Consider the following 21,251-nt stretch of genomic DNA (forward strand, 5'->3'; position numbering starts at 1 on the left):
GGCGGCCCCAAAGCGGTTAGCGCGCTTCCAGCTCTTCGTCGAGTAGCGCGAAGAGCTCGTCCGCGCTGGCCCCTTCTACCTCCTCGTCCGGGGCCAGGGACGCCAGTACCGCCTTCAGCCGAGTCACCACGCCGGAGACCTCGTCCGGTTCCAGGCCGCGTACGACGTCTTCGAGGGCGTCCAGCTGGATCTCGACCGCAGACGGGGCGCCGTCCGCTACGAGATGTTCTCCCAGGACCTGCACGGACGGGTAGTCGAAGATCAGCGTCGCGGGCAGGCGCATCCCGGTGAGGACGTCCAGGCGGTTGCGCAGTTCGATGGCGGTGAGCGAGTCGAAGCCGAGTTCGATGAAGCCCTTTCGGGGGTCGACTGCGTCTCGGCGTTCGTGGCCAAGGACTACGGCGGCGGTGCCGCAGACCAGGTCGACGGCGGCTCGTACTCGTTCGGCCCCGGACAGGCGCAGTACCTGGTTCCAGGAATCGTCGACGACCTCGACTCTGCGGCGGCCTCGGATCAGGCCGCGCAGCATGGCGGGGACGCTGTGGGCGTCGGCGCGCAGGCCGGACATGTCCAGTCGTACCGGCACCAGCGACGGTTGGCCGGCGGCGACGGTCGCGTCGAAGAGTTCCAGGCCGTCGGCGAAGGACAGGCCGAAGACTCCGGACCTGGCCATGCGGATCAGGTCGGTGTCGGCCAGATCGCCGGACATGCCGCCTTCCGACCACAGACCCCAGGCGAGCGACACGGCTGGCAGGCCGCTCGCTGCGCGGTGGTGTGCGAGGGCGTCCAGGAAGACGTTCGCCGCGGAGTAGTTCGCTTGGCCTGCAGCGCCCAGGGTTCCGCCTGCCGACGAGTACAGCACGAAGGCGGACAGGTCCAGGGACGCGGTCAGTTCGTGCAGGTGCCACGCGGCGTCGACCTTCGGGCGGAGGACGGCGTCCATCCGTTCCGGGGTCAGCGAGAGGAGCACGCCATCGTCGACGACGCCGGCCGTGTGGATGACCGCGGTCAGCGGGTGGTCGGCCGGTACGTCGGCGATGAGGTTCGCGACAGCGTCTCGGGAAGGCAGATCGCAGGCGACCAGTGAGACTGAGGCGCCCAGTTCGGTCAGGGAGGCGGCGAATTCGTCGGCTCCGGGGGCGGCGGGACCGCGGCGGCTCGTGATGAGCAGGTTGCGGACGCCGTGTTCGGCGACCAGGTGCCGGGCGATCAACTGGCCGAGCACGCCGGTGCCGCCGGTGACCAGGACGGTGCCGTCCGGGTCGAAGGCGACGGTGCCGGACGGCACGTACTTTGCCAGGCGGTGCACCAAAACCGCGCCGTCGCGGACTGCGACGCCGGGTTCGTCGGCGTACATCGCGCCGAGGACCGAGCCGATCGGAAGCGGGCCGTTGTCGAGGTCCACCACCATGAATCGGTCGGGGTACTCGAGTTGCGCGGTACGGATCACGCCCCACAGCGCCGAGTGGGTGAGGTCGGGCGCACCCTCGTCGGGGCGAGTGGCGATCGCGCCGGAGGCGACGACGACCAAGCGCGAAGCGGCCAGTACATCCTCGGTGACCCAGGATTGGGACAGGGAAAGGAGGTTGTGGACGGCCGCGCGAGCGCCTTCGGGAGTGGCGGTTTCCGGGGCGGCGAAGGGTACGTAGACGACGTCGGGGACCAATGCGCCGTTGTGGATTGCTTCCAGCAGGGCGTTGAGGTCCACATAGGACTCTCCGCCGAGGCCGAAATGGTCGTCGCCCAGGATTGCGGTGGTCACCGCGGTGACGTCGTCGCCTTGCCAGGGGATCCAGTCGACGCGGAAGAGCGAATCGTCCACGGCCGAACGCGCGGCGGTGGCGAATGCGTCGTCGGCGATGGGGCGCAGTGCCAGTGAATCGACGCGCAGCACGGGTGCGCCGGACGCGTCTGTCGCGGTGAGCGAGACGGTGTTCTCGACGTCTGATGAGATCAGCACGCGCAGGGTTGCCGCGCCGCCGGCGTAAAGCGAGACGCCGGACCATGCGAAGGGCAGCACTGGCTTGTCCTCGGTGGGCCCGACGAGGCCGATCGTGTGCAGAGCAGCGTCGAGCAGTGCGGGGTGCAGCCCGAAGGCGCTGCCGTCGGCGTGCTCGGGCAGTGCGACCTCGGCGGCCAGCACGTCGCCTGCTTGCCAGGCTCGACGCAGGCCGGCGAAAATCGGGCCGTAGTCGAAGCCCTGCGCGGCGAGCTCGTCGTACCGTGCGGTCACGTCGATCTCGGTGGCTCCGGCGGGCGGCCATTGCGTGGCCGTCGCGGACGGCGAACCGGCTGGGGAGAGCCGTCCGCTGCCGTGCTGGATCCATTCGTCGGCGTCCTCGGCCTGGGAGAAGATTCCCAGGGCTCGGGTGCCGTCGTCTTCCTCCGCGCCGACGGTCACCTGCAACCGGACCGCGCCTTGTTCGGGCAGGATCAACGGCGCGGCGAGGGTGAGTTCGTCGACTCGGCCGCAGCCGACCTCGTCGCCCGCGCGGACGGCGAGTTCGACGAACGCCGTGCCGGGGAACAGTGCGTTGCCTTGGACGACGTGGTCGGCCAGCCAGGGTTGCGCGGCCAGCGAGAGCCGTCCGGTGAGGACGACGCCGCCGGAGTCCGCCGCGCCGACGACCGCGCCGAGCAGCGGGTGCCCGGCTTCCCGTTGTCCGACCTCGGCGACGCCGCGTGCCCGCGCGCCGGTCGGGTTGTCCAGCCAGTAACGCTTGCGCTGGAAGGCGTAGGTCGGCAGCTCGACGACGTGCGCGCCGGCGTAGAACGCGTCCCAGTCGACCGTCCCGCCGAGCGTGAACAGGGTCGCGACCGCGGCGGCAGCCGATTCCGCTTCAGCTCGGTCCTTGCGCAGGACAGGGACGAAGGCGGCGTTGGCGAGCGCACTGGCCCCGCTGGGCCCTCCCGGCCCGCCCTCCCCACCCACCCCAGCACCATCAGCACAGCTCTGGCCCATCGCGGTCAGCACCGCGCTCGGGCCGACCTCGACGAACGTGTCCGCTCCGGCCTCGGCCAGCGCTCGGACGCCGTCGGCGAAGCGCACTGCCGAGCGGACCTGGCGCACCCAGTAGTCCGGCGTCGCCACCTTCGCCGAGAGTTCCACTGTGGACACGATGGGCACCGAGGGCTCGGAGTACGTCAGCGTGCGCGCCACCGCGGCGAACTCGTCCAGCATCGGGTCCATGAGCGGCGAGTGGAACGCGTGCGACACCCGCAACCGCGAAGTTCGATCAAATTTCCCAGCAACCGCAAGTACTTCTTCTTCTGTCCCCGACACTACCACCGACCGGGGGCCGTTTACCGCGGCGATTCCTACACCATCGGTGAGTAGCGGAAGGACCTCGTCCTCGGTAGCCTGCACCGCCGCCATCGCCCCGCCGGCCGGCAGTGCTTGCATCAGCCGAGCGCGGGCGACGACCAGTTTTCCGGCGTCCGCAAGGGAAAGCACCCCGGCGACATGGGCGGCGGCGATTTCCCCGACGGAGTGGCCCAGCAAGTAGGAAGGCTGGATGCCCCACGACTCCAGCAATCGGTACAGGGCGACTTCCACCGCGAACAGAGCGGGCTGCGTGTAGCCGGTCTGATCGAGCCGGTCAGCGTCGGCAAGCAGGGTATGCAAGGGAACATCGAGGTCCAGCGCAGCACCGACCTCGTCCAGAGCCGCGGCGAAGACCGGGTACGCAGCGGCCAGGTCGAGGCCCATGCCAGCCCGTTGAGCGCCTTGCCCGGTGAAAAGGAAGGCGATGCGGCGAGCGGAAGCCACCCCCTCGACTACCGCGGAAGAAGCTCGGCCTGCCGCATAATCGCCGAGAGCGCGCGCAGCCGCTTCCCGGTCAGCAGCAACTACGCCAGCCCGGTGCTCGCCGAGGGTTCGCGTAGCGGCAAGGGAAAGTCCGACGTCAGAGGCGGAACCCGAGGCAGTGAACCCGGCCAGTTGACCGGCCTGAGCTCGCAAAGCGCCCGGCGAAGAGGCCGAGAGCAGCCAGGTAACCGGGCCTTCGGCAGAGGAGGGTCCGGGGACCGGATCGCCTTGCTCGACAATCACATGCGCGTTCGTCCCGCTGATGCCGAACGACGACACCGCGGCCCGCCGGGGACGGTCAGCCGACGGCCAAGGCGTCGATTCGGTCAGCAAAGCGACGGTGCCATCCGCCCAGTCCACGTGCGGTGAAGGTTCGTCCGCGTGCAGCGTCGGCGGCAGCACGCCTCGCCGGAGTGCCTCGACCATCTTGATGACTCCGCCGACCCCGGCCGCGGCCTGCGTGTGCCCGACGTTCGACTTGAACGAACCGACGTACAACGGCCGCGAAGGAGTAGCGACCTTGCCGTAGGTGGAGATCAGAGCCTGCGCCTCGATCGGGTCCCCCAGTTTGGTACCGGTCCCGTGCGCCTCCACTGCGTCCACATCGGACAGTTCCAAGGAAGCGTCGGCCAGCGCGGCCCGGATCACCCGCTGCTGAGCCGGACCGTTCGGCACGGTGATCCCGCTCGAAGCGCCGTCCGAGTTCACCGCGCTGCCGCGCAGCACCGCGAGCACGTGGTGCCCGTTGCGCCGAGCGTCCGAAAGCCGTTCCAGCAAGAGCATTCCGGCACCCTCAGAACACCCGACGCCATCAGCACCGCTGCCGAAGGCCTTGCAACGGCCGTCCGAAGACAGGCCGTGCTGTTCGCTGAAGTACACGAACATGTCCGGCGTGACCATCACCGTCACCCCGCCCGCCAGCGCCAGCGAGCATTCCCCGCGCCGAAGTGCTTGTGCGGCAAGGTGCATCGCGACCAGCGAGGACGAACAGGCGGTGTCCACCGACACCGACGGGCCTTCGAGGCCGAGCGTGTACGAGACTCGCCCGGAGATCAGGCTGCCGTCGCTGCTGCCCGCGCCGTAGTCGTGGTACATGACGCCGGTGAACACCCCGGTCGCGCTGCCCCGAAGGGTCGACGGCACGATCCCGGCGCGTTCGACGGCCTCCCACGCGGTCTCGAGCAGCAACCGCTGCTGCGGGTCCAGCGTGACCGCCTCGCGCGGGCTGATGCCGAAGAACTCCGGCTCGAAATCGGCGGCGTCGTATAGGAAACCGCCTTCGTTCGAGTACGTCGTGCCAGGGCGGGTGGCGGTCGGGTCGTGCAGCGTGGCGGTGTCCCAGCCGCGGTCGGCCGGGAACTCGCCGATCGCGTCGACACCGCCGGCCACCAAGTCCCACAGCTGTGCGGGCGTGGCAACCCCGCCGGGGTACCGGCAGCCCATGCCGATGATCGCGATCGGCTCGGACTGCCGGGCGGCCAGCCGCTGGTTGTCCGCACGGAGCCGTTCGTTGTCCGTCATGGACTGCCGCAGCGCGGCGACGATCTGCTCGGTCGAAGGAGCGGACTTGTCGGTCACTGGGATTCACCCCGTTCGTCGGTGCCGCCCATCGCGGAGCGGACCAGGTCGGCCAGGTCCATCGAGGCGACCGCGGCCGCCGCGTCGTCGGTGCCGTTCAGTTCTTCCGCCGAAACCGCGGGCTCAGCGGGAGCGGGAGCCAGTTCCGCCAGCAGGTGCCGGGCCAGCGGCAACGGGCTCGGGTAGTCGAAGATCAGCGTCGCGGGCAGCCGCAGCCCGGTCGCGGCGCCGAGCCGGTTGCGCAGCTCCAGCGCGGCGAGCGAGTCGATGCCCAGGTCGGTGAAGCCCTTTTCGACCCCGACCGCGGACGCGTCGTCGTATCCGAGGACTGCCGCCGTGTGCTCGCACACCAGGTTCAGCGCCGCCGTGTCCCGCTCGTCCACCGGGAGCGTGGCGAGCCTGTCGGCGAACCCGGCTTCCGGCGCCGCCGTCGAGGCAACAGCTGCCCGTCGCGGCGCAGCGGTGACGAGACCCTTGAGCAGTGCCGACGCCCGGTCGGCGTCCTTGAGGTCGAGCTTCACCGGCACCAATACCGCCGACGAAGCAGCCAGCGCGGCATCGAACAGCTCCAGCCCCTCCGCCGCGGACAGTTCCGCGACCCCGGACCGGGCGATGTGCACCAGGTCCACCTCGCCGTCGGTGCCTTCCCACGGACCCCATGCGAGCGACGTCGCCGGGAGGCCGAGCGAAGCGCGGTGCTCGGCCAGCGCGTCCAGGAACACGTTGCCAGCCGCGTAGTTCGCCTGTCCCGCGGCGAGCAGCAGACCGCCCGCCGAGGAGTAGAGGACGAACGCCGCCAGGTCCCGCGCGACTGTCAGCTCGTGCAGGTTCCAGGCCGCGTCGACCTTGGGCCGCAACACGTTCTCGACCTGCTCCGGCGTCAAGGCGCTCAGCACCGCGCTGTCCATCTGCCCGGCCGCGTGCACCACGGCGGTCAGCCGCGGCAGCGTGTCGAGCAGCTTCGCCAGTGCGTCCCGGTCGGTGACGTCGCACGCGGCGACAGTCACCTTCGCGCCCTCGCCGGCCAGTTCGTCGACCAGTTCCCGCGCTCCCGCCGCGTCGAGACCGCGACGGCTGGTCAGGACCAGGTCACGGGCACCGCGAGCGACCAGGTGCCGGGCCAGCAGCCCGCCGAGCAGGCCCGCGCCGCCGGTGATCAGCACCGTGCCGTCCGGATCCCATTCGACCGTCTCGCCGACCTCGGTGACCCGGGTCAGCCGCGGCACTCGCACCTCGCCGTTCCGCACTCGCGCCTCCGGCTCGCCGGACGCGACGACCGCGGGCAGCGCCCGGGCCGACGCGGGCGAAGCGTCGAGGTCCACGACCTGGATCCGGCCCGGGTTCTCCGCTTGCGCGGCCCGCACCAGGCCCCAGACCGGTGCCTGTGCCAGCTCGTCGCGAGTGACCACGACCAGCTTGCCGTCCCCGGCCGAAAGCCAGTTCTGCAAGTGCCGCACCGTTTCCTGCACGACTTCGTGCACCTGAGAAGGCACCGAGCCAGAACCCGAACCGACCGGCAGCACCAGCACATCCGCGTCGACCAGCTCGGCCTTCAACGGCACGCCCAAACCGAGGTCGTCGGTGCCGAGCACTGCCCAGCCATCCAGCGAAGGCACCAGCCGGACGCCGGAAGCGGGCTGCCATTCGATCCGGTACAGCGAGTCCGGCACCTTGGTGCCGAGCTGGCCTTCCGAAACCGGCCGGGTGACCAGCGAGGCGATCTGCGCCACCGGAGCACCAGCACCGTCGGCCAGGTCGAGCGACGAACCGCTCTCGGTCTTCCGGACCCGCACTCGCAACGCGGTCGCGCCGCTGGCCTGCAACGAAACCGAGTTCCACGCGAACGGGATGGTCGTCTCGGTCAGCGCCTTCGGACCGCCCGGGATCAGGAAGTCGGTCGCGCCGAGCGCCGAGTCGAGCAGACCCGGGTGCAGGCCGAACTCGTTCGCCGCGGTGCCTTCCGGCAGCGCGACCTCGGCGTACACCTCGCCTTCGCGCAGCCAGATCGCCCGCAGGTTGCGGAACGTGGGCCCGTAGCCGAAGCCGAGGCCGGCCAGGTCGTCGTACAACCCGGTCAGGTCAACCGATTCGGCGCCGGACGGCGGCCACTCGCTCAGCGAGAAGTCCGCGGCCGCGCCATTGGCCAGCGTGCCCGCGGCGTGCTGAACCCAGCCCGCCTCGGTCCGCGAGTGCACCGACAGCTCCCGGCGACCGCTGCCGTCCGGCGCGCTGATGACCACGCGCAGGTCGACCCCGTCGTCGGCCAGCAGCAACGGTGCCTGCTGCGTCAGCTCCTCCAGCAGGTTGCAGCCGACCTGGTCACCGGCGTGCACTGCCAGTTCGACGTACGCGGTGCCGGGCAGCATCGTCCGCCCCATCACCACGTGGTCAGCGAGCCACGGCTGCGTCGCGACCGACAGCCGTCCGGTCAGCACCGCGCCGCCGTCCGGAAGTTCCACCAGCGCACCCAGCAGCGGGTGTCCAGCGGACTGCGCGCCCAAAGTGCTGACGTCGCCGGTCGGCTTGGTCGCGTCGAGCCAGTACTCCTTGTTCTGGAACGCGTACGTCGGCAAGTCCACAGTGGACGCGCCCTGACCGGCGAACAGCGCCTTCCAGTCGATCTTCGCGCCTCGGGAGAACAGCGTCGCCAGAGCGGTGAACACGGTCGGCACCTCGGCCCGGCCGCGCCGCATCGCGGGCACCTGGACGACCCGGTCCGGCCGGTCGGCGACCGCGGTGTCGCATTCGCGCGCCATCCCGGTGAGCACCGCGTCCGGACCCAGCTCGACGAACCGGGTCACCCCGGCGGCGAGCAGCGACTCGACCCCGTCGGCGAACCGGACGGCCTCCCGCACGTGGCCCACCCAGTACTGCGGCGAGCACAGTTCGGCGGCGGTCGCGATCTTGCCGGTCACGTTCGACACCACCGGAATCGACGGTGCGGAATAGGTCAGTTTCTCCGCCACCACCGAGAACTCGGCCAGCATCGGCTCCATCAGGGACGAGTGGAACGCGTGCGACACGACCAGTTGCTTCGTCCGGCGACCGGCTTCCTTGAAGGCCGCCATCGCCGCCTGCACCGCATCTTCGGGCCCCGAGATGACCACCGACCGCGGCCCGTTCACCGCCGCGACGTCCACCCCGGCAGGAAGCGAGGCGCGCACCTCTTCTTCGGTGGCCGCGATCGCCGCCATCGTGCCTCCGGCCGGCAGCGCCTGCATGAGCCGGCCGCGAGCGGCGACCAGCGAGCAGGCGTCGGCCAGCGAGAACACTCCGGAGACGTGCGCCGCGGCGAGTTCGCCGATGGAGTGCCCGGCGACGTAATCCGGCGTGACTCCCCAGGACTCGACCAGCCGGTACAGCGCGACCTCGATCGCGAACAGCGCGCATTGCGTGTACGCGGTCTGGTTGAGCAGCGGCGAGTCTTCCCAGATGACCTGCTTGAGCGGGGTCTCCAGCTCGGCGTCGAAGAGTCCGCAGATCTCGTCGAACGCTCCGGCGAAGGCCGGGAACGCCTCGTACAGCCCGCGTCCCATGCCCGGCTGCTGCGCGCCCTGTCCGGTGAACAGGAACGCCGTCAGGTCGGCCGCGCTGACCGTGCCGCCCACGGTGCCCGCCGGGGTCCGGCCGTCGGCCAGTCCGTCGAGCGCCTTCAGCGCCGCTTCGCGGTCGGCCGCCAGGACCACCGCGCGGTGGTCGAGCGCGGCCCGCGCAGTGGCCAAGGTGTAGCCGACGTCGGTCAGGCTGACGTCCGGGTTGGCCCGCAGGTGCGCGGCCAGCCGAGCGGCCTGATCGGCGAGCGCCGGGGCGACCGAACCGGCCAGCGGCAACGGAATCGCCGGGAGTTCCGGTGCGGTGCGCCGGGTTTCGTTAGCCGGAGCGGATGGTGCCTCCTCGATGATGATGTGTGCGTTGGTGCCGCTGATGCCGAACGACGAGACGCCGGCGCGACGCGGGTGTCCGTTTGGCAGCCACGGCCGCGGTTCGGTGAGCAGCTCGATGTTGCCCGTGGTCCAGTCGACGACCGGCGACGGCGCATCGACGTGCATCGTCTTCGGCAACATGTTGTGCCGCAACGCCTGCACGACCTTCATCACGCCGGCCGCACCACCGGACGCCTGCGCGTGGCCGATGTTCGACTTCACCGAACCCAGATACAGCGGCCGGTCGCGGTCCTGGCCGTAGGTGGCCAGCAGTGCCTGCGCCTCGATCGGGTCGCCCAGCTTGGTACCCGAACCGTGCGCCTCGACAGCGTCCACATCGGACGGCTTCAGCCCGCCGGCGGCGAGGGCCGCGTGGATCACGCGTTCCTGCGACGGGCCGTTCGGAGCGGTCAGGCCGTTGGACGCACCGTCCTGGTTGACCGCGCTCGACCGGACCACCGCGAGCACCTCGTGCCCGTTGCGCTGCGCGTCGGACAGCCGCTCCAGCAGGAGCAGACCCGCGCCCTCGGCCCAGCCGACGCCGTCGGAAGCCGCGGAGAACGACTTCGACCGGCCGTTGGGCGAAAGCACGCCCTGGCGGCTGGAGTCGACGAACAGGTCCGACTGCGACAGCACCGTGACACCGCCGGCCAGCGCCAGCCCGCACTCCCCCGCCCGCAGCGCTTGCACCGCGAGGTGCAGCGTGACCAGCGAGGACGAGCACGCGGTGTCCACCGTCATGCTCGGACCCTCAAGGCCCAGCAGGTACGAGATGCGGCCGGAGACGACCGCGCCGGAGCTGCCGTTCGGGATGTAGGCGGCGACGTCGGCCGGAGCGCCGGGAGCGCGGCTGCCGTAGTCGTCGTACATCGCGCCGGTGAAGACGCCGGTCAGGCTGCCGCGCAACGCCGTCGGGTCGATCCCGGCGCGCTCGATGGCCTCCCACGCGGTCTCCAGCAGGAGCCGCTGCTGCGGGTCCATCGCCATCGCCTCGCGCGGACCGATGCCGAAGAACGCCGGGTCGAACTCCGCCGCGTCGTGCAGGAAGCCGCCCTGGTTGGCATACGTCTTGCCGCGTTTGCCGCGTTCCGGGTCGTAGATGCCTTCGACGTCCCAGCCGCGGTTGGTCGGGAAGCCGGAGACCGCGTCGACCTCGTCGACCAGCAATTGCCACAGGTCCTCCGGCGACCGGACGCCGCCGGGGTAGCGACACGCCATGCCGACGATCGCGATCGGTTCCTGCATCGACGCGTTCGTCCGGGCCGTCGTCGCCGGGGTCTTCGCGACCGCGCCGAGCAGCTTGCCCTTCACGAAGTCCGCGACGGCCTTGGCGGTCGGGTGGTCGAAGATCAGCGTCGCGGGCAGTGTGAGGCCGGTCGCGGTGCCGAGGAGGTTGCGGAGTTCGACCGCGGCGAGCGAGTCGAAGCCCAGCTCCTTGAACGCCCTGGTTCCGTCCACTTCGGACTTGTCCGCGTAGCCGAGCACGGTGGCCACCTGCGTGCGGACGAGGTCGAGCAGCACCCGGTCCCGTTCGCTTTCGGCCAACGCGGCCAGTTCGTCGGCGAGCGCGTTGTCCGCCGCCTTGGCCGCCTTCGCCACGCGACGCGCCTTGGGCGGCACGAAACCACGCAGCAGCGCGGGCAGTTCGTCGGTGCGCGCCCGCAGTGCCGGAACGTCCACGCGAAGCGGCGCGATGACCGCGTCTTCGGTGGCCACGGCGGCGTCGAACAGGGCGAGCCCCTGCTCGGCGGTCACCGCGGGCAGGCCGAGGCGGGCCATCCGGGCGAGGTCGGCTTCGGCGAGGTCGCCGCCGAGTCCGGTGTTCTCCGCCCACAGACCCCAGGCCAGCGCGGTGGCCGGAAGCCCGGCCGCGCGCCGGTGTTCGGCGAGCCCGTCGAGGAACGCGTTGGCAGCCGCGTAGTTCGCCTGTCCGGCGGGCAGCACCTGGCCGCCTGCCGAGGAGAACATGACGAACGCGGACAGCTGCCGGTCAGCGGTCAGTTCGTGCAGGTGCCAGGCCGCGTCGACCTTCGGCCGGAGCACCGCGGCAAGCTGCTCCGCGGTGAGCGAATCGAAGACGCCGCTCTCGGCGGTGCCGGCGGCGTGCACGACCGCGCCGAGGTCTGGCAGGCCGTTGATCAACTGCTCGACCGCCGCGCGGTCCGCGACGTCGCAGGCCGCCACCTGGACGGTCGCGCCCAGGTCGGTCAGTTCTTCGGCCAGCTGCGCGGCACCCGGTGCGTCGAGACCGCGACGGCTGGTGAGCACCAGGCTCCGCACGCCGTGCTCGGCCACCAGGTAACGCGCGAGCAGGCTGCCGAGACCGCCGGTGCCACCGGTGATCAGGACTGTGCCGTCCCACGACGCGGCACCGGCCGATTCGGTGCGGGTGTAGCGCGGAGCGAGCACCGAACCGGCGCGAATCGCCGATTCCGGCTCGCCCGAGGCGACCACCGCAGTGATCGTTTCGACCTTCGTGTCCGCGTCCGCGTCGATCAGGAACACGCGTCCGGGGTGTTCAGCTTGCGCCGCCCGGGCGAGGCCCCACAGCAGACCCTGGGTGACGTCCACGGCGGACTCTCCCGCCGGGACCGCCGCCTGCGTGACGATGGCGAGTTTCGTGTCGGTCAGCCGTGATTCGGCCAGCCACGCCTGGATCTCGGCGAGCAGCCAGGTCGCGTTGGCCCGAGCCGCTTCCGGCACCGCGCCTTCCGCGACCGGCACCGAGAGCGTCACGAGACCGGGCACCGGCTCGCCGCGGTCCACCGCGCCGAGCAGATCCGCGAACCCGCTGTAGGTGGCGGCCACGCCGACTCGGCCGCGGCCGATCGCGACGACGTCGCCCGGCTCCGCGGCCGGGACCGGCACGGACTGCCAGCCGATCTTGAGCAGCGCACCGTCCGTGGTCTCCGCCTGCGCCGCCAGCTCGGTCCGCACTGGGCGCGAGACCAGCGACTCGACCGAAGCGACCGGGTTGCCTTCGCCGTCCGCGACCTCAATCGAGGACAGTTCGTCGCCGTCCAGCCGCACGATCCGCACCCGCAGCACCGAAGCGCCGACCGCGTGCAGAGTGACCCCGTTCCAGACGAACGGAAGCAGCGTCGACCCGCTCGGGTCGCCGAGGAGGTCGGCGTGCATCGCGGTGTCGAGCAGCGCCGGGTGCAGGCCGTAGGAACCCGCCGTGGACGCGGCCGGTTCCGGCAGCGCGACCTCGGCGAACACCTCGTTGCCCCGCCGCCACGCGGCCGTGAGCCCCTGGAACGCCGGGCCGTAGCCGTAGCCGCGCTCGTTGAGCAGTTCGTACGCGCCCTCGACCGGGATCGGGGTCGCGCCCGCCGGCGGCCATTCGGTGAGGCCAGCCGGTTCCGGCCGCGCGGTGGCGGACAGGGTGCCCAGCGCGTGCTGGGTCCAGTCGCCGTCCGATTCGGCCGGGCGCGAGAACACGGTGACCGGGCGGCGGTCGCCGTTCGCGGGGCCGACCACGACCTGCAACGCGACCGCGCCGTCCGGCGCCAGGATGAGCGGTGCTTGCAGCGTCAGCTCCTCCACCGTCGGGTGGCCCACCTGGTCGCCCGCGGCGACCGCCAGCTCCACAAACCCCGTGCCGGGCACCAGGATCGCGCCCTTCACCACATGGTCGGCGACCCACGGCACCGAAGCCGCGGACAACCGTCCAGTCAGGACAGTCGTGTCCGAACCGGACAGTGCCACGACCGCGCCCAGCATCGGGTGCGCCAGCGGTTGCTGACCGACCGAAGTGACGTCGCCGGAGGGAGTCGCGTCGAGCCAGTAGCGCTTGTGCTGGAAGGCATACGTCGGCAGGTCGAGCCGGACCGGGCCGTCGCCAAGCAGCGGGCCGAGCTTCACCGCGCCGCGGATGTGCAGGCGACCGGCCGCGGTGAGCGCGGTCCGTACCTCGTCCTGATCCCGTCGTCCGAACGGGACGAACTCGGCTTCGACGCTCTGCTGACCGAGCGCGGACAGCACACTGTCCGGCCCGATCTCCAGGAACGTCTGGACACCGCTCTCCGCCAGGGTCGTGACCGCAGCGCCGAACCGGACGGTCTCGCGGACATGGATGACCCAGTACTCCGGCGAACGCAGCTCGTCGTCGGTGGCGAGTTTCCCAGTAACCGTCGAAACAATCGGGATCTTCGGCGCGTCATAAGTCAGCCCGGCGGCGATCTCGCGGAACTCGTCGAGCATCGGCGTCATCAGCGGCGAGTGGAACGCGTGGCTCACGCGCAACCGTCGCGTTTGGACATCGCCAGCGGCGCGCTCGATCTCGGCGACCACGTCCGCGTCGCCGGAGACGACCACGGCGGCCGGACCGTTCACCGCTGCGATGCTGACCGCGTCCTCGTGGCCCCGCAGCAGTTCCCGGACCGCCTCTTCGGTGGCGGCGAACGAGACCATCGCGCCGCGCCGGTCGTTCAGCGCACCCATCAACCGGCCGCGCGCAGCGACCAGTTTTGCCGCGTCGTCCAGGGAGAGCACGCCCGCGACGTGGGCCGCGGCGAGCTCGCCGATCGAGTGCCCGGCGAGCGCGTCGGGCCGGAAGCCCCACGACTCGGCGAGCCGGAACAGCGCGACCTCGACCGCGAAAAGCCCGGTCTGGGTGTACTGCGTCTGGTCGAGCAGACCGCGGTCGGCGAGTTCGGTGGTGCCGAACACGACGTCCCGGAGCGGCACGTCGACCAGCGGGTCGATCGCCGCGCACACCGCGTCGAAGGCGGTCGCGAAGGCCGGGTACGCGTCGTACAGCTCGCGTCCCATCCCGACTCGCTGCGCGCCCTGGCCGGAGAACAGGAAGGCGAGCTTCCCGTCCACGACCTGACCGGTCGGCGCGTCGCCGCCAGCCAGCGCATCGAGTCCGTCGGCGAGTTCTCCCGCAGTCTCGGCGACCACCACCGCGCGGTGTTCGAGCGAGGCACGCGTCGCCGCCAGCGAACGCGCGATCTCTGCGACGGAAACGCCCTCAGCGAGCCAAGAACGCAGCCGCGCCGCCTGTCCGCGGACCGCAGCGGCGGACCGGCCGGACAGCGCGACCGGAACGATCGTCTGCGTCTCCGAAGGCCGCTCGACCGGGAGCGCCGGTGCCTGCTCCAGGATGACGTGCGCGTTCGTGCCGCTGATGCCGAACGATGACACCGCGGCGCGGCGCGGCCGGTCGACCTGCCACTCCCGCGCCTCGGTCAGCAGCCGGACCGCGCCGGTCTCCCAATCGACCACAGTGGACGGACGGTCGACGTGCAGCGTCTGCGGCAACTGGCCGTGCTGCATCGCCATGACCATCTTGATGATGCCCGCGACGCCCGCCGCGGCCTGCGTGTGGCCGATGTTGGACTTGATCGACCCAAGCCAGAGCGGCTGGTCCTCGGAACGGTCCTGACCGTAGGTGGCCAGCAGTGCCTGCGCCTCGATCGGGTCGCCCAGTGTGGTGCCGGTGCCGTGGCCCTCGACAGCGTCCACTTCGGACGGCCGCAGACCAGCGTCAGCCAGCGCCTTGGCGATCACTCGCTGCTGCGAGGGACCATTCGGCGCGGTAAGGCCGTTCGACGCGCCGTCGTGGTTCACCGCGGAACCGCGAAGGACCGCGAGCACCGGGTGCCCGTTGCGGCGTGCGTCGGACAGCCGCTCGACGAGCAGCATGCCCGCGCCCTCGCCCCAGCCGGTGCCGTCCGCCGCTTCGGCGAACGCTTTGCACCGGCCGTCGGCGGAAAGCCCGCGCTGACGGCTGAAGTCGATGAAAGTGTCCGGAGTGGACATCACCGTGACACCGCCGGCCAGCGCCAGCGTGCATTCCCCGCGACGCAGCGCCTGCACCGCCCAGTGCAGTGCGACCAGCGAGGACGAGCACGCGGTGTCCACCGTGACGGTCGGGCCTTCCAGCCCCAGCGCGTACGACACGCGACCGGACACGACGCTGGCGAGGCTGCCGTTGCCGAGGTAGCCCGCGATGTCGTCGGAAACCGTGCCGAGGCGGGTGCCCCAGTCGTGGTACATCACACCGGCGAACACACCGGTCGCGCTGCCGCGCAGGCCGACCGGGTCGATTCCGGCGCGCTCGAAGGCTTCCCACGAGACCTCCAGCAGCAGCCGCTGCTGCGGGTCCATCGCCGCCGCCTCACGCGGGCTGATCTCGAAGAAGTCCGCGTCGAACTCGGCCGCGTCGTGCAGGAAGGCACCGTGCTTGACGTAGGAGCGGCCGGGCTTGCCGGGCTCCGGGTCATACAGCGAGTCGACGTTCCAGCCGCGGTCGACCGGGAAGCCGGACAGCGCTTCCTCGCCCTCCGAAACCAGCCGCCACAAGTCTTCCGGCGTCGCGACGCCACCGGGGTAGCGGCAAGCGATGCCGACGATGGCGATCGGCTCCTCCGGATCCACAGTGGTCACCGGAGCGACCGGACTCGTGGGTGCCAGCCCGGCCAGGCGCGACGCCAGGTACTCGGCGAGCGCGCGCGGCGTCGGATAGTCGAACACCAGTGTCGCGGGCAGCCGCATGCCGGTGACCGAGTCCAGGATGTTGCGCAGTTCCACCGCGGCCAGCGAGTCGAAACCGATCTCGCCGAACGGGCGGGCCGGGCTGATCGCGTCCGCGCTGTCGTGGCCGAGAACGGCCGCGACGTGCGTGCGCACCAGGTCGAGCAGCGCGCGGTCCCGGTCGGCCTCGGCGAGGTGCGCGAACCGCTCGGCGAACTGCTGCTCGGGCGTCACTTCCCCGCTGGCGACGGCGATCCGGCGACGACCGGCGGGCACGAGCCCGCGCAGCACGGCCGGAACGTCCTCGCCGCGGGACCGCAGCGCGGCGCGGTCGACGCGGGTCGGCACGACCGTCGGAACGCCGGTGCCGAGCGCCGCGTCAAGAGCGGCAAGGCTTTCCGACACGGTCAGCGGAGCGAGACCCAGCCGCGCGATGCGGTTTCGGTCCACGTCGGACAGTGTCGCGCCCATGCCGATCGCCTGACCGGCGTCGGGCGCCCACAGACCCCAGGCCAGCGCCGTCGCGGGCAGGCCAGCGGCGTTCCGGTGCTCGGCCAGCGCGTCGAGGAACGTGTTGCCAGCGGCGTAGTTCGCCTGTCCAGCGCCGTCGGCGAGACCCGCCGAGGAGGAGAACAGGACGAACGCCGACAGGTCCAGCTCCGCCGTCAGCTCGTGCAGCGCCCACGCCGCGTCGAGCTTCGGGGCCAGCACTGCGTCGAGTTGCTCGGCGGTCAGCGAGCCGATCATCGCGTTGTCGAGCACGCCTGCGGTGTGCACGACGGCCGACAGCGGATGCTCGGCCTTCTTGATCGCCGCCGACAGCGAACGCTTCTTGCTGACGTCCGAGGCGACCACCTTCGCGGTCGCGCCCAGCTCCGCCAGCTCTTCGACCAGCTCAGCAGCGCCCGGCGCGTTAAGCCCGCGACGGCTGAGCAGCAGCAGGCTGCGGACACCGTGCTTCGTGACCAGGTGCTTCGCGACCTGGGCACCGAGACCGCCGGTGCCGCCGGTGATCAGCACGGTGCCGTCGGCGCGCCAGGTCGGCTCGCCAGCTTCCGCGGTCAACCGGACCATCCGACCGGCCGAAACCGTGTCTCCGTCGATGCGCAGCTCCGGCTCGCCCGAGCCGAGCGCGGTGGCCAGGGTCGCCGCGGTAGCCGCGCCCTCGACCAGGACCACGCGACCCGGGTGTTCAGCCTGCGCCGAACGCACCAAGCCGCGGACGGCGGAGTCAGCCAGCGAGCCGCGCGTCAGCACGACCAGCCGCGCACCGGCGTACCGGTCGCCTTCGAGCCACTGCTGCAGCACAGTCCGCACGCGGTGCGCGGTCTGCTTGGCCGCGGCGGCGATGTTCTTGCCCGGCACGGAAACCGGCAGCAGCACGACCTCGGGCACGTCGACCAGCGACACCAGCGAGTCGACCACCGGAACGTCGAAACCGCTGATCGAGCCCAGCGAAGCCAGCGTCGGCAGCTCGGAGGAACCGGTGACCGGCGTCCATTCAACGGTGTACAGCAGGTCGCGCGCCTGACTGCCGAGGTCGGCTTCGCGGACCGGCCGTGAGCGGAACGACTCGACGGACAGCACCGGCGTACCGGCCACGTCCGTCACGTCGATCGAGACGCCGCCAGTGGCCGGGGAGGTGATCCGCACCCGGACCTCGGTCGCACCGGAAGCGTGCAGCCGCACGCCGGTCCACGCGAACGGCAACCGGATCTCGTCTGGCTCGCGTGCCTCGCCCGGGGCGAAGTCGGTGGCGTGCAGGACCGCGTCGAGCAGCGCCGGGTGGACACCGAACGCCGCGTCGCGTCCGGTCGCGGGCAGCGCGACCTCGGCGAACACGACGTCGTCGCGCTTCCACGCGGTGCGCAGGCCCTGGAAGAGCGGTCCGTAGCCGTAGCCCTGCTCGGCCAGTTCGGTGTACAGCTCGCTCGTCGCGACCACTTCGGCGCCAGCAGGCGGCCATTCGCCCCGCGGCGCGGGCTCGACGACTGGGCCGGCGGCGAGGACACCGACGGCGTGCCGGGTCCAGGCCGCGTCGGCGTCGTGGTCGGGACGGGAGTGGAACTCGATCGTGCGGCGGCCGTCGACGTCCGGGCCGACCAGCGTTTGCAGCGCGACGCCACCGGTTTCCGGCAGCGCGAGCGGCGCTTGCAGCGTCAGCTCGTCAACCACGCCGTAGCCGACCTGCGCGGCGGCGTGCAGCGCCATCTCGACGAACGCGGTGCCCGGCAGGACCGGGGTGCCCGCGATCGCGTGGTCGGCCAGCCACGGGTGCGTGCGGAGTGTGACGCGACCGGTGAGGACCAGGCCGTCGTCACCGGCCAAGCCGATCTCGGCAGCCAGCAACGGGTGCCCGGAAGCCAGCTGGCCGAAGTCCGCCGCGTCGCTGTGGCCGGTCGGTGCGGTGAGCCAGTAGTGCTTGTGCTGGAAGGCATACGTCGGCAAGTCGACCACTTGAGCCGGGCCGAAGAACGCCGTCCAGTCGATCGCCGCGCCACGGGTGTGCAGGCGGCCGAGCGCGGACGCGAGGGTGGTGACCTCGGGCCGATCGCGGCGCTGCGCGGGAATGAACGCGATGGCGTCGCTCGTGCCGGCGGCCATCGCCGACAGCACAGCGTCCGGACCGACCTCGATCGCGGTCGTCACGCCGGCGTCGACCAGGGCCTGGACCCCGTCGGCGAACCGCACCGCGCGGCGGACATGCCACAGCCAGTACCCCGGCGAGCAGAGTTCCTCGGCGGTCGCGATGCGGCCGGTCACGTTCGAGACGACCGGGGTGGCCGGGGCCGCGTAGTCGACCACCTCGAGGATCTCGCGGAACTCGGCCAGCATCGGCTCCATCAGCGGCGAGTGGAACGCGTGCGACACGCGCAGCTCGCTGATCTTGCGGCCCTGCATGCGGAACACCGACACGACGGCTTCCACCGCTTCGCGTTCGCCGGAAACGACCACCGACGTCGGACCGTTCACCGCGGCCAAGCTGACCTGGTCGCCCAGCAGCGGCTGGACCTCGTCCTCGGTCGCCGCGATGGCGACCATCGCCCCTCCCTCGGGCAGCGCTTGCATGAGCCGTCCGCGAGCGGCGACGACCAGGCACGCGTCGGCGAGCGACCACACGCCCGCGATGTGCGCGGCGGCCAGTTCGCCGATCGAGTGGCCGAGCAGGATGTCCGGCCGCACGCCCCACGATTCGAGCAACCGCGCCAACGCGACCTCGACTGCGAACAGCGCGCACTGCGTGTACTGCGTTTCGTTCAGTTTCTCGGCGTTGTCGCCGAAGAGGACGTCGCGCAGCGGGGTCTCCATCTGCACGTCGAGGTGGTCGACGGCCTCGTCGAAGACCTCGGCGAACTTTGGGTACGCCAGGTACAGCTCTCGTCCCATCGCGAGGCGCTGCGAACCCTGTCCGGTGAACAGCATCGCGAGCTTGCCCGGGGTGCGTTCGCCGATGACGACGTTCGGATCCTGCTCCCCCGCTGCCAGCGCCTGCAGCCCGCGCACGGCGTCGGCGACGTTCTCCGCGACCACCACGGCGCGCTGATCGTGCGCGGCACGCGTGGTGGCGAGCGAGAAGCCGAGGTCAGTCAGATTGCCGCTTTCTACAGTGGACACCAGAGCGGCGGCCTGTGCCTTCAGCGCTTCCTCACTGCGCGCCGAGACAACGAGCGGCACGACCGGCAGCTCGTCACTGGTGATTTCCGCGGTCTCGACGACCGGAGCCTGCTCGATGATGACGTGCGCGTTGGTCCCGCTGACGCCGAACGACGAAACGCCAGCGCGGCGCGGACGCTCGATCGAGGGCCATTCCCGCTGTTCAGTCAGCAGCTCGACGGCACCCGCAGTCCAGTCGACATGCGGCGTCGGCTCGTCCACGTGCAGCGTCTTCGGCAGCACGCCGTGTCGCATCGCCTCGACCATCTTGATCACGCCCGCGACACCCGCCGCGGCCTGCGTGTGACCGATGTTCGACTTGATCGACCCCAGCAGCAGCGGCGTCTCGCGGTCCTGCCCGTAGGCGGACAGCAGCGCCTGCGCCTCGATCGGGTCGCCGAGCCGGGTGCCGGTGCCGTGCGCCTCGACCGCGTCCACATCGGACGCTTCCAAACCAGCGTCCGCCAGCGCGCGCTTGATCACGCGCTGCTGCGAAGGACCGTTCGGCGCGGTAAGGCCGTTCGACGCGCCATCGGAGTTGATCGCCGAGCCGCGGACCACGGCGAGCACCGTGTGTCCATTCGCGACTGCGTCGGAAAGCCGTTCCAGCACCAGGACACCGACACCCTCGGCGAAGCCAGTACCATCCGCAGCGGCGGCGAAAGCCTTGCACCGACCGTCTTCCGCGAGACCCCGCTGGCGGCTGAAGGCGGTGAACGTGCCCGGCGCGCCCATCACCGCGACGCCACCGGCCAGCGCGAGCTGAGTTTCGCCGCGCCGCAACGCCTGCACTGCCAAGTGCAGCGCGACCAACGAACCAGAGCAAGCGGTGTCAACAGTCAGCGTCGGCCCTTCCAAACCGAGCGCGTAAGCGACGCGACCGGAGACGACGCTGGGCGCGTTGCCGGTGAGCATGTAGCCGTCGAGGCCGTCGGGAGCTTCGTGCAAGCGCGGGCCGTACTCCTGTGCCTCGGCACCGATGAACACGCCCGCCGGGGTTCCGCGCAGCGCGGACGGGTCGATCTTAGCCCGCTCCAACGCTTCCCACGCGGTCTCCAGGACGAGCCGCTGCTGCGGGTCCATCGCGGACGCCTCGCGCGGCGCGATGCCGAAGAACCCTGCGTCGAATTCCCCGGCACCGGGCAGGAATCCGCCCGAGGTGACGTAGCTGCTGCCCGGCTTGTCGGGGTCCGGGTCGTACAGGCTGTCGAGGTCCCAGCCGCGGTCCTCCGGGAAGCCGGAGATGGTGTGCACCTCGTCGGCGACCAGCTGCCACAACGCTTCCGGCGACACCGCGCCGCCTGGGTAGCGGCAGCCGATGCCGACGATGGCGACCGGTTCGTCGTTCGCTCCGCCGACGGCCAGCGTCGCGACGGACTCCTGCCCGCCGAACACCTCGGTGTGCAGGAAACGGGCGACCGCGGCCGGGGTCGGATAGTCGAAGGCCAGCGTCACCGGCAGCTCCAGCCCGGTCGCGTCGGTCAGCTGCGCGTGCAGCTCCACCGCCGCGAGCGAGTCGAAACCGTGGTCGGAGAACGCTTTCTCCGGGTCGAGGACGGCCGGAACCTCGGGCAGCGCGGCCTGCAGCGCCGCCCGCGTCGCGTCGTGGACCACGCCGGCGAGGAACCCCGCGCGGTCCGCCGGCGGCAGAAGCGTCAGCCGCTCCGCGAAGCCGGATTCCCGATTCTTCTCACTCTCACGCATTGCGCACTCCACCGCGGTAGCCAGGCAGCATTCATGGGTCGTCGGTCGGATCGTATGGCGGGCTCTTGCCGCGCCGGATCCCCAGAAAACGTCGTTAGGGG

Annotated in this window: 2 protein-coding genes; both read right to left on the reverse strand. The window is 71.2% G+C overall.

Annotated features, from left to right (window positions below):
* Nucleotides 1-16: 16 nt before the first annotated feature.
* Entirely contained in the window at nucleotides 17-5,386 is a 5,370-nt protein-coding gene (locus L3Q65_RS26400) for a type I polyketide synthase (RefSeq protein WP_237596947.1), read from the reverse strand.
* The gene (locus tag L3Q65_RS26405) at nucleotides 5,383-21,150 is read right to left on the reverse strand and encodes a type I polyketide synthase (RefSeq protein ID WP_237596948.1); all 15,768 of its coding nucleotides are present in this window, start codon (nucleotides 21,148-21,150) and stop codon (nucleotides 5,383-5,385) included. The genes L3Q65_RS26400 and L3Q65_RS26405 overlap by 4 nt, the downstream gene beginning before the upstream one ends.
* Between the last annotated feature and the right edge of the window lie 101 nt (nucleotides 21,151-21,251).

This window comes from Amycolatopsis sp. FU40, assembly GCF_021903635.1.
In the GTDB taxonomy this organism is placed as follows: Bacteria; Actinomycetota; Actinomycetes; order Mycobacteriales; family Pseudonocardiaceae; genus Amycolatopsis; species Amycolatopsis dendrobii.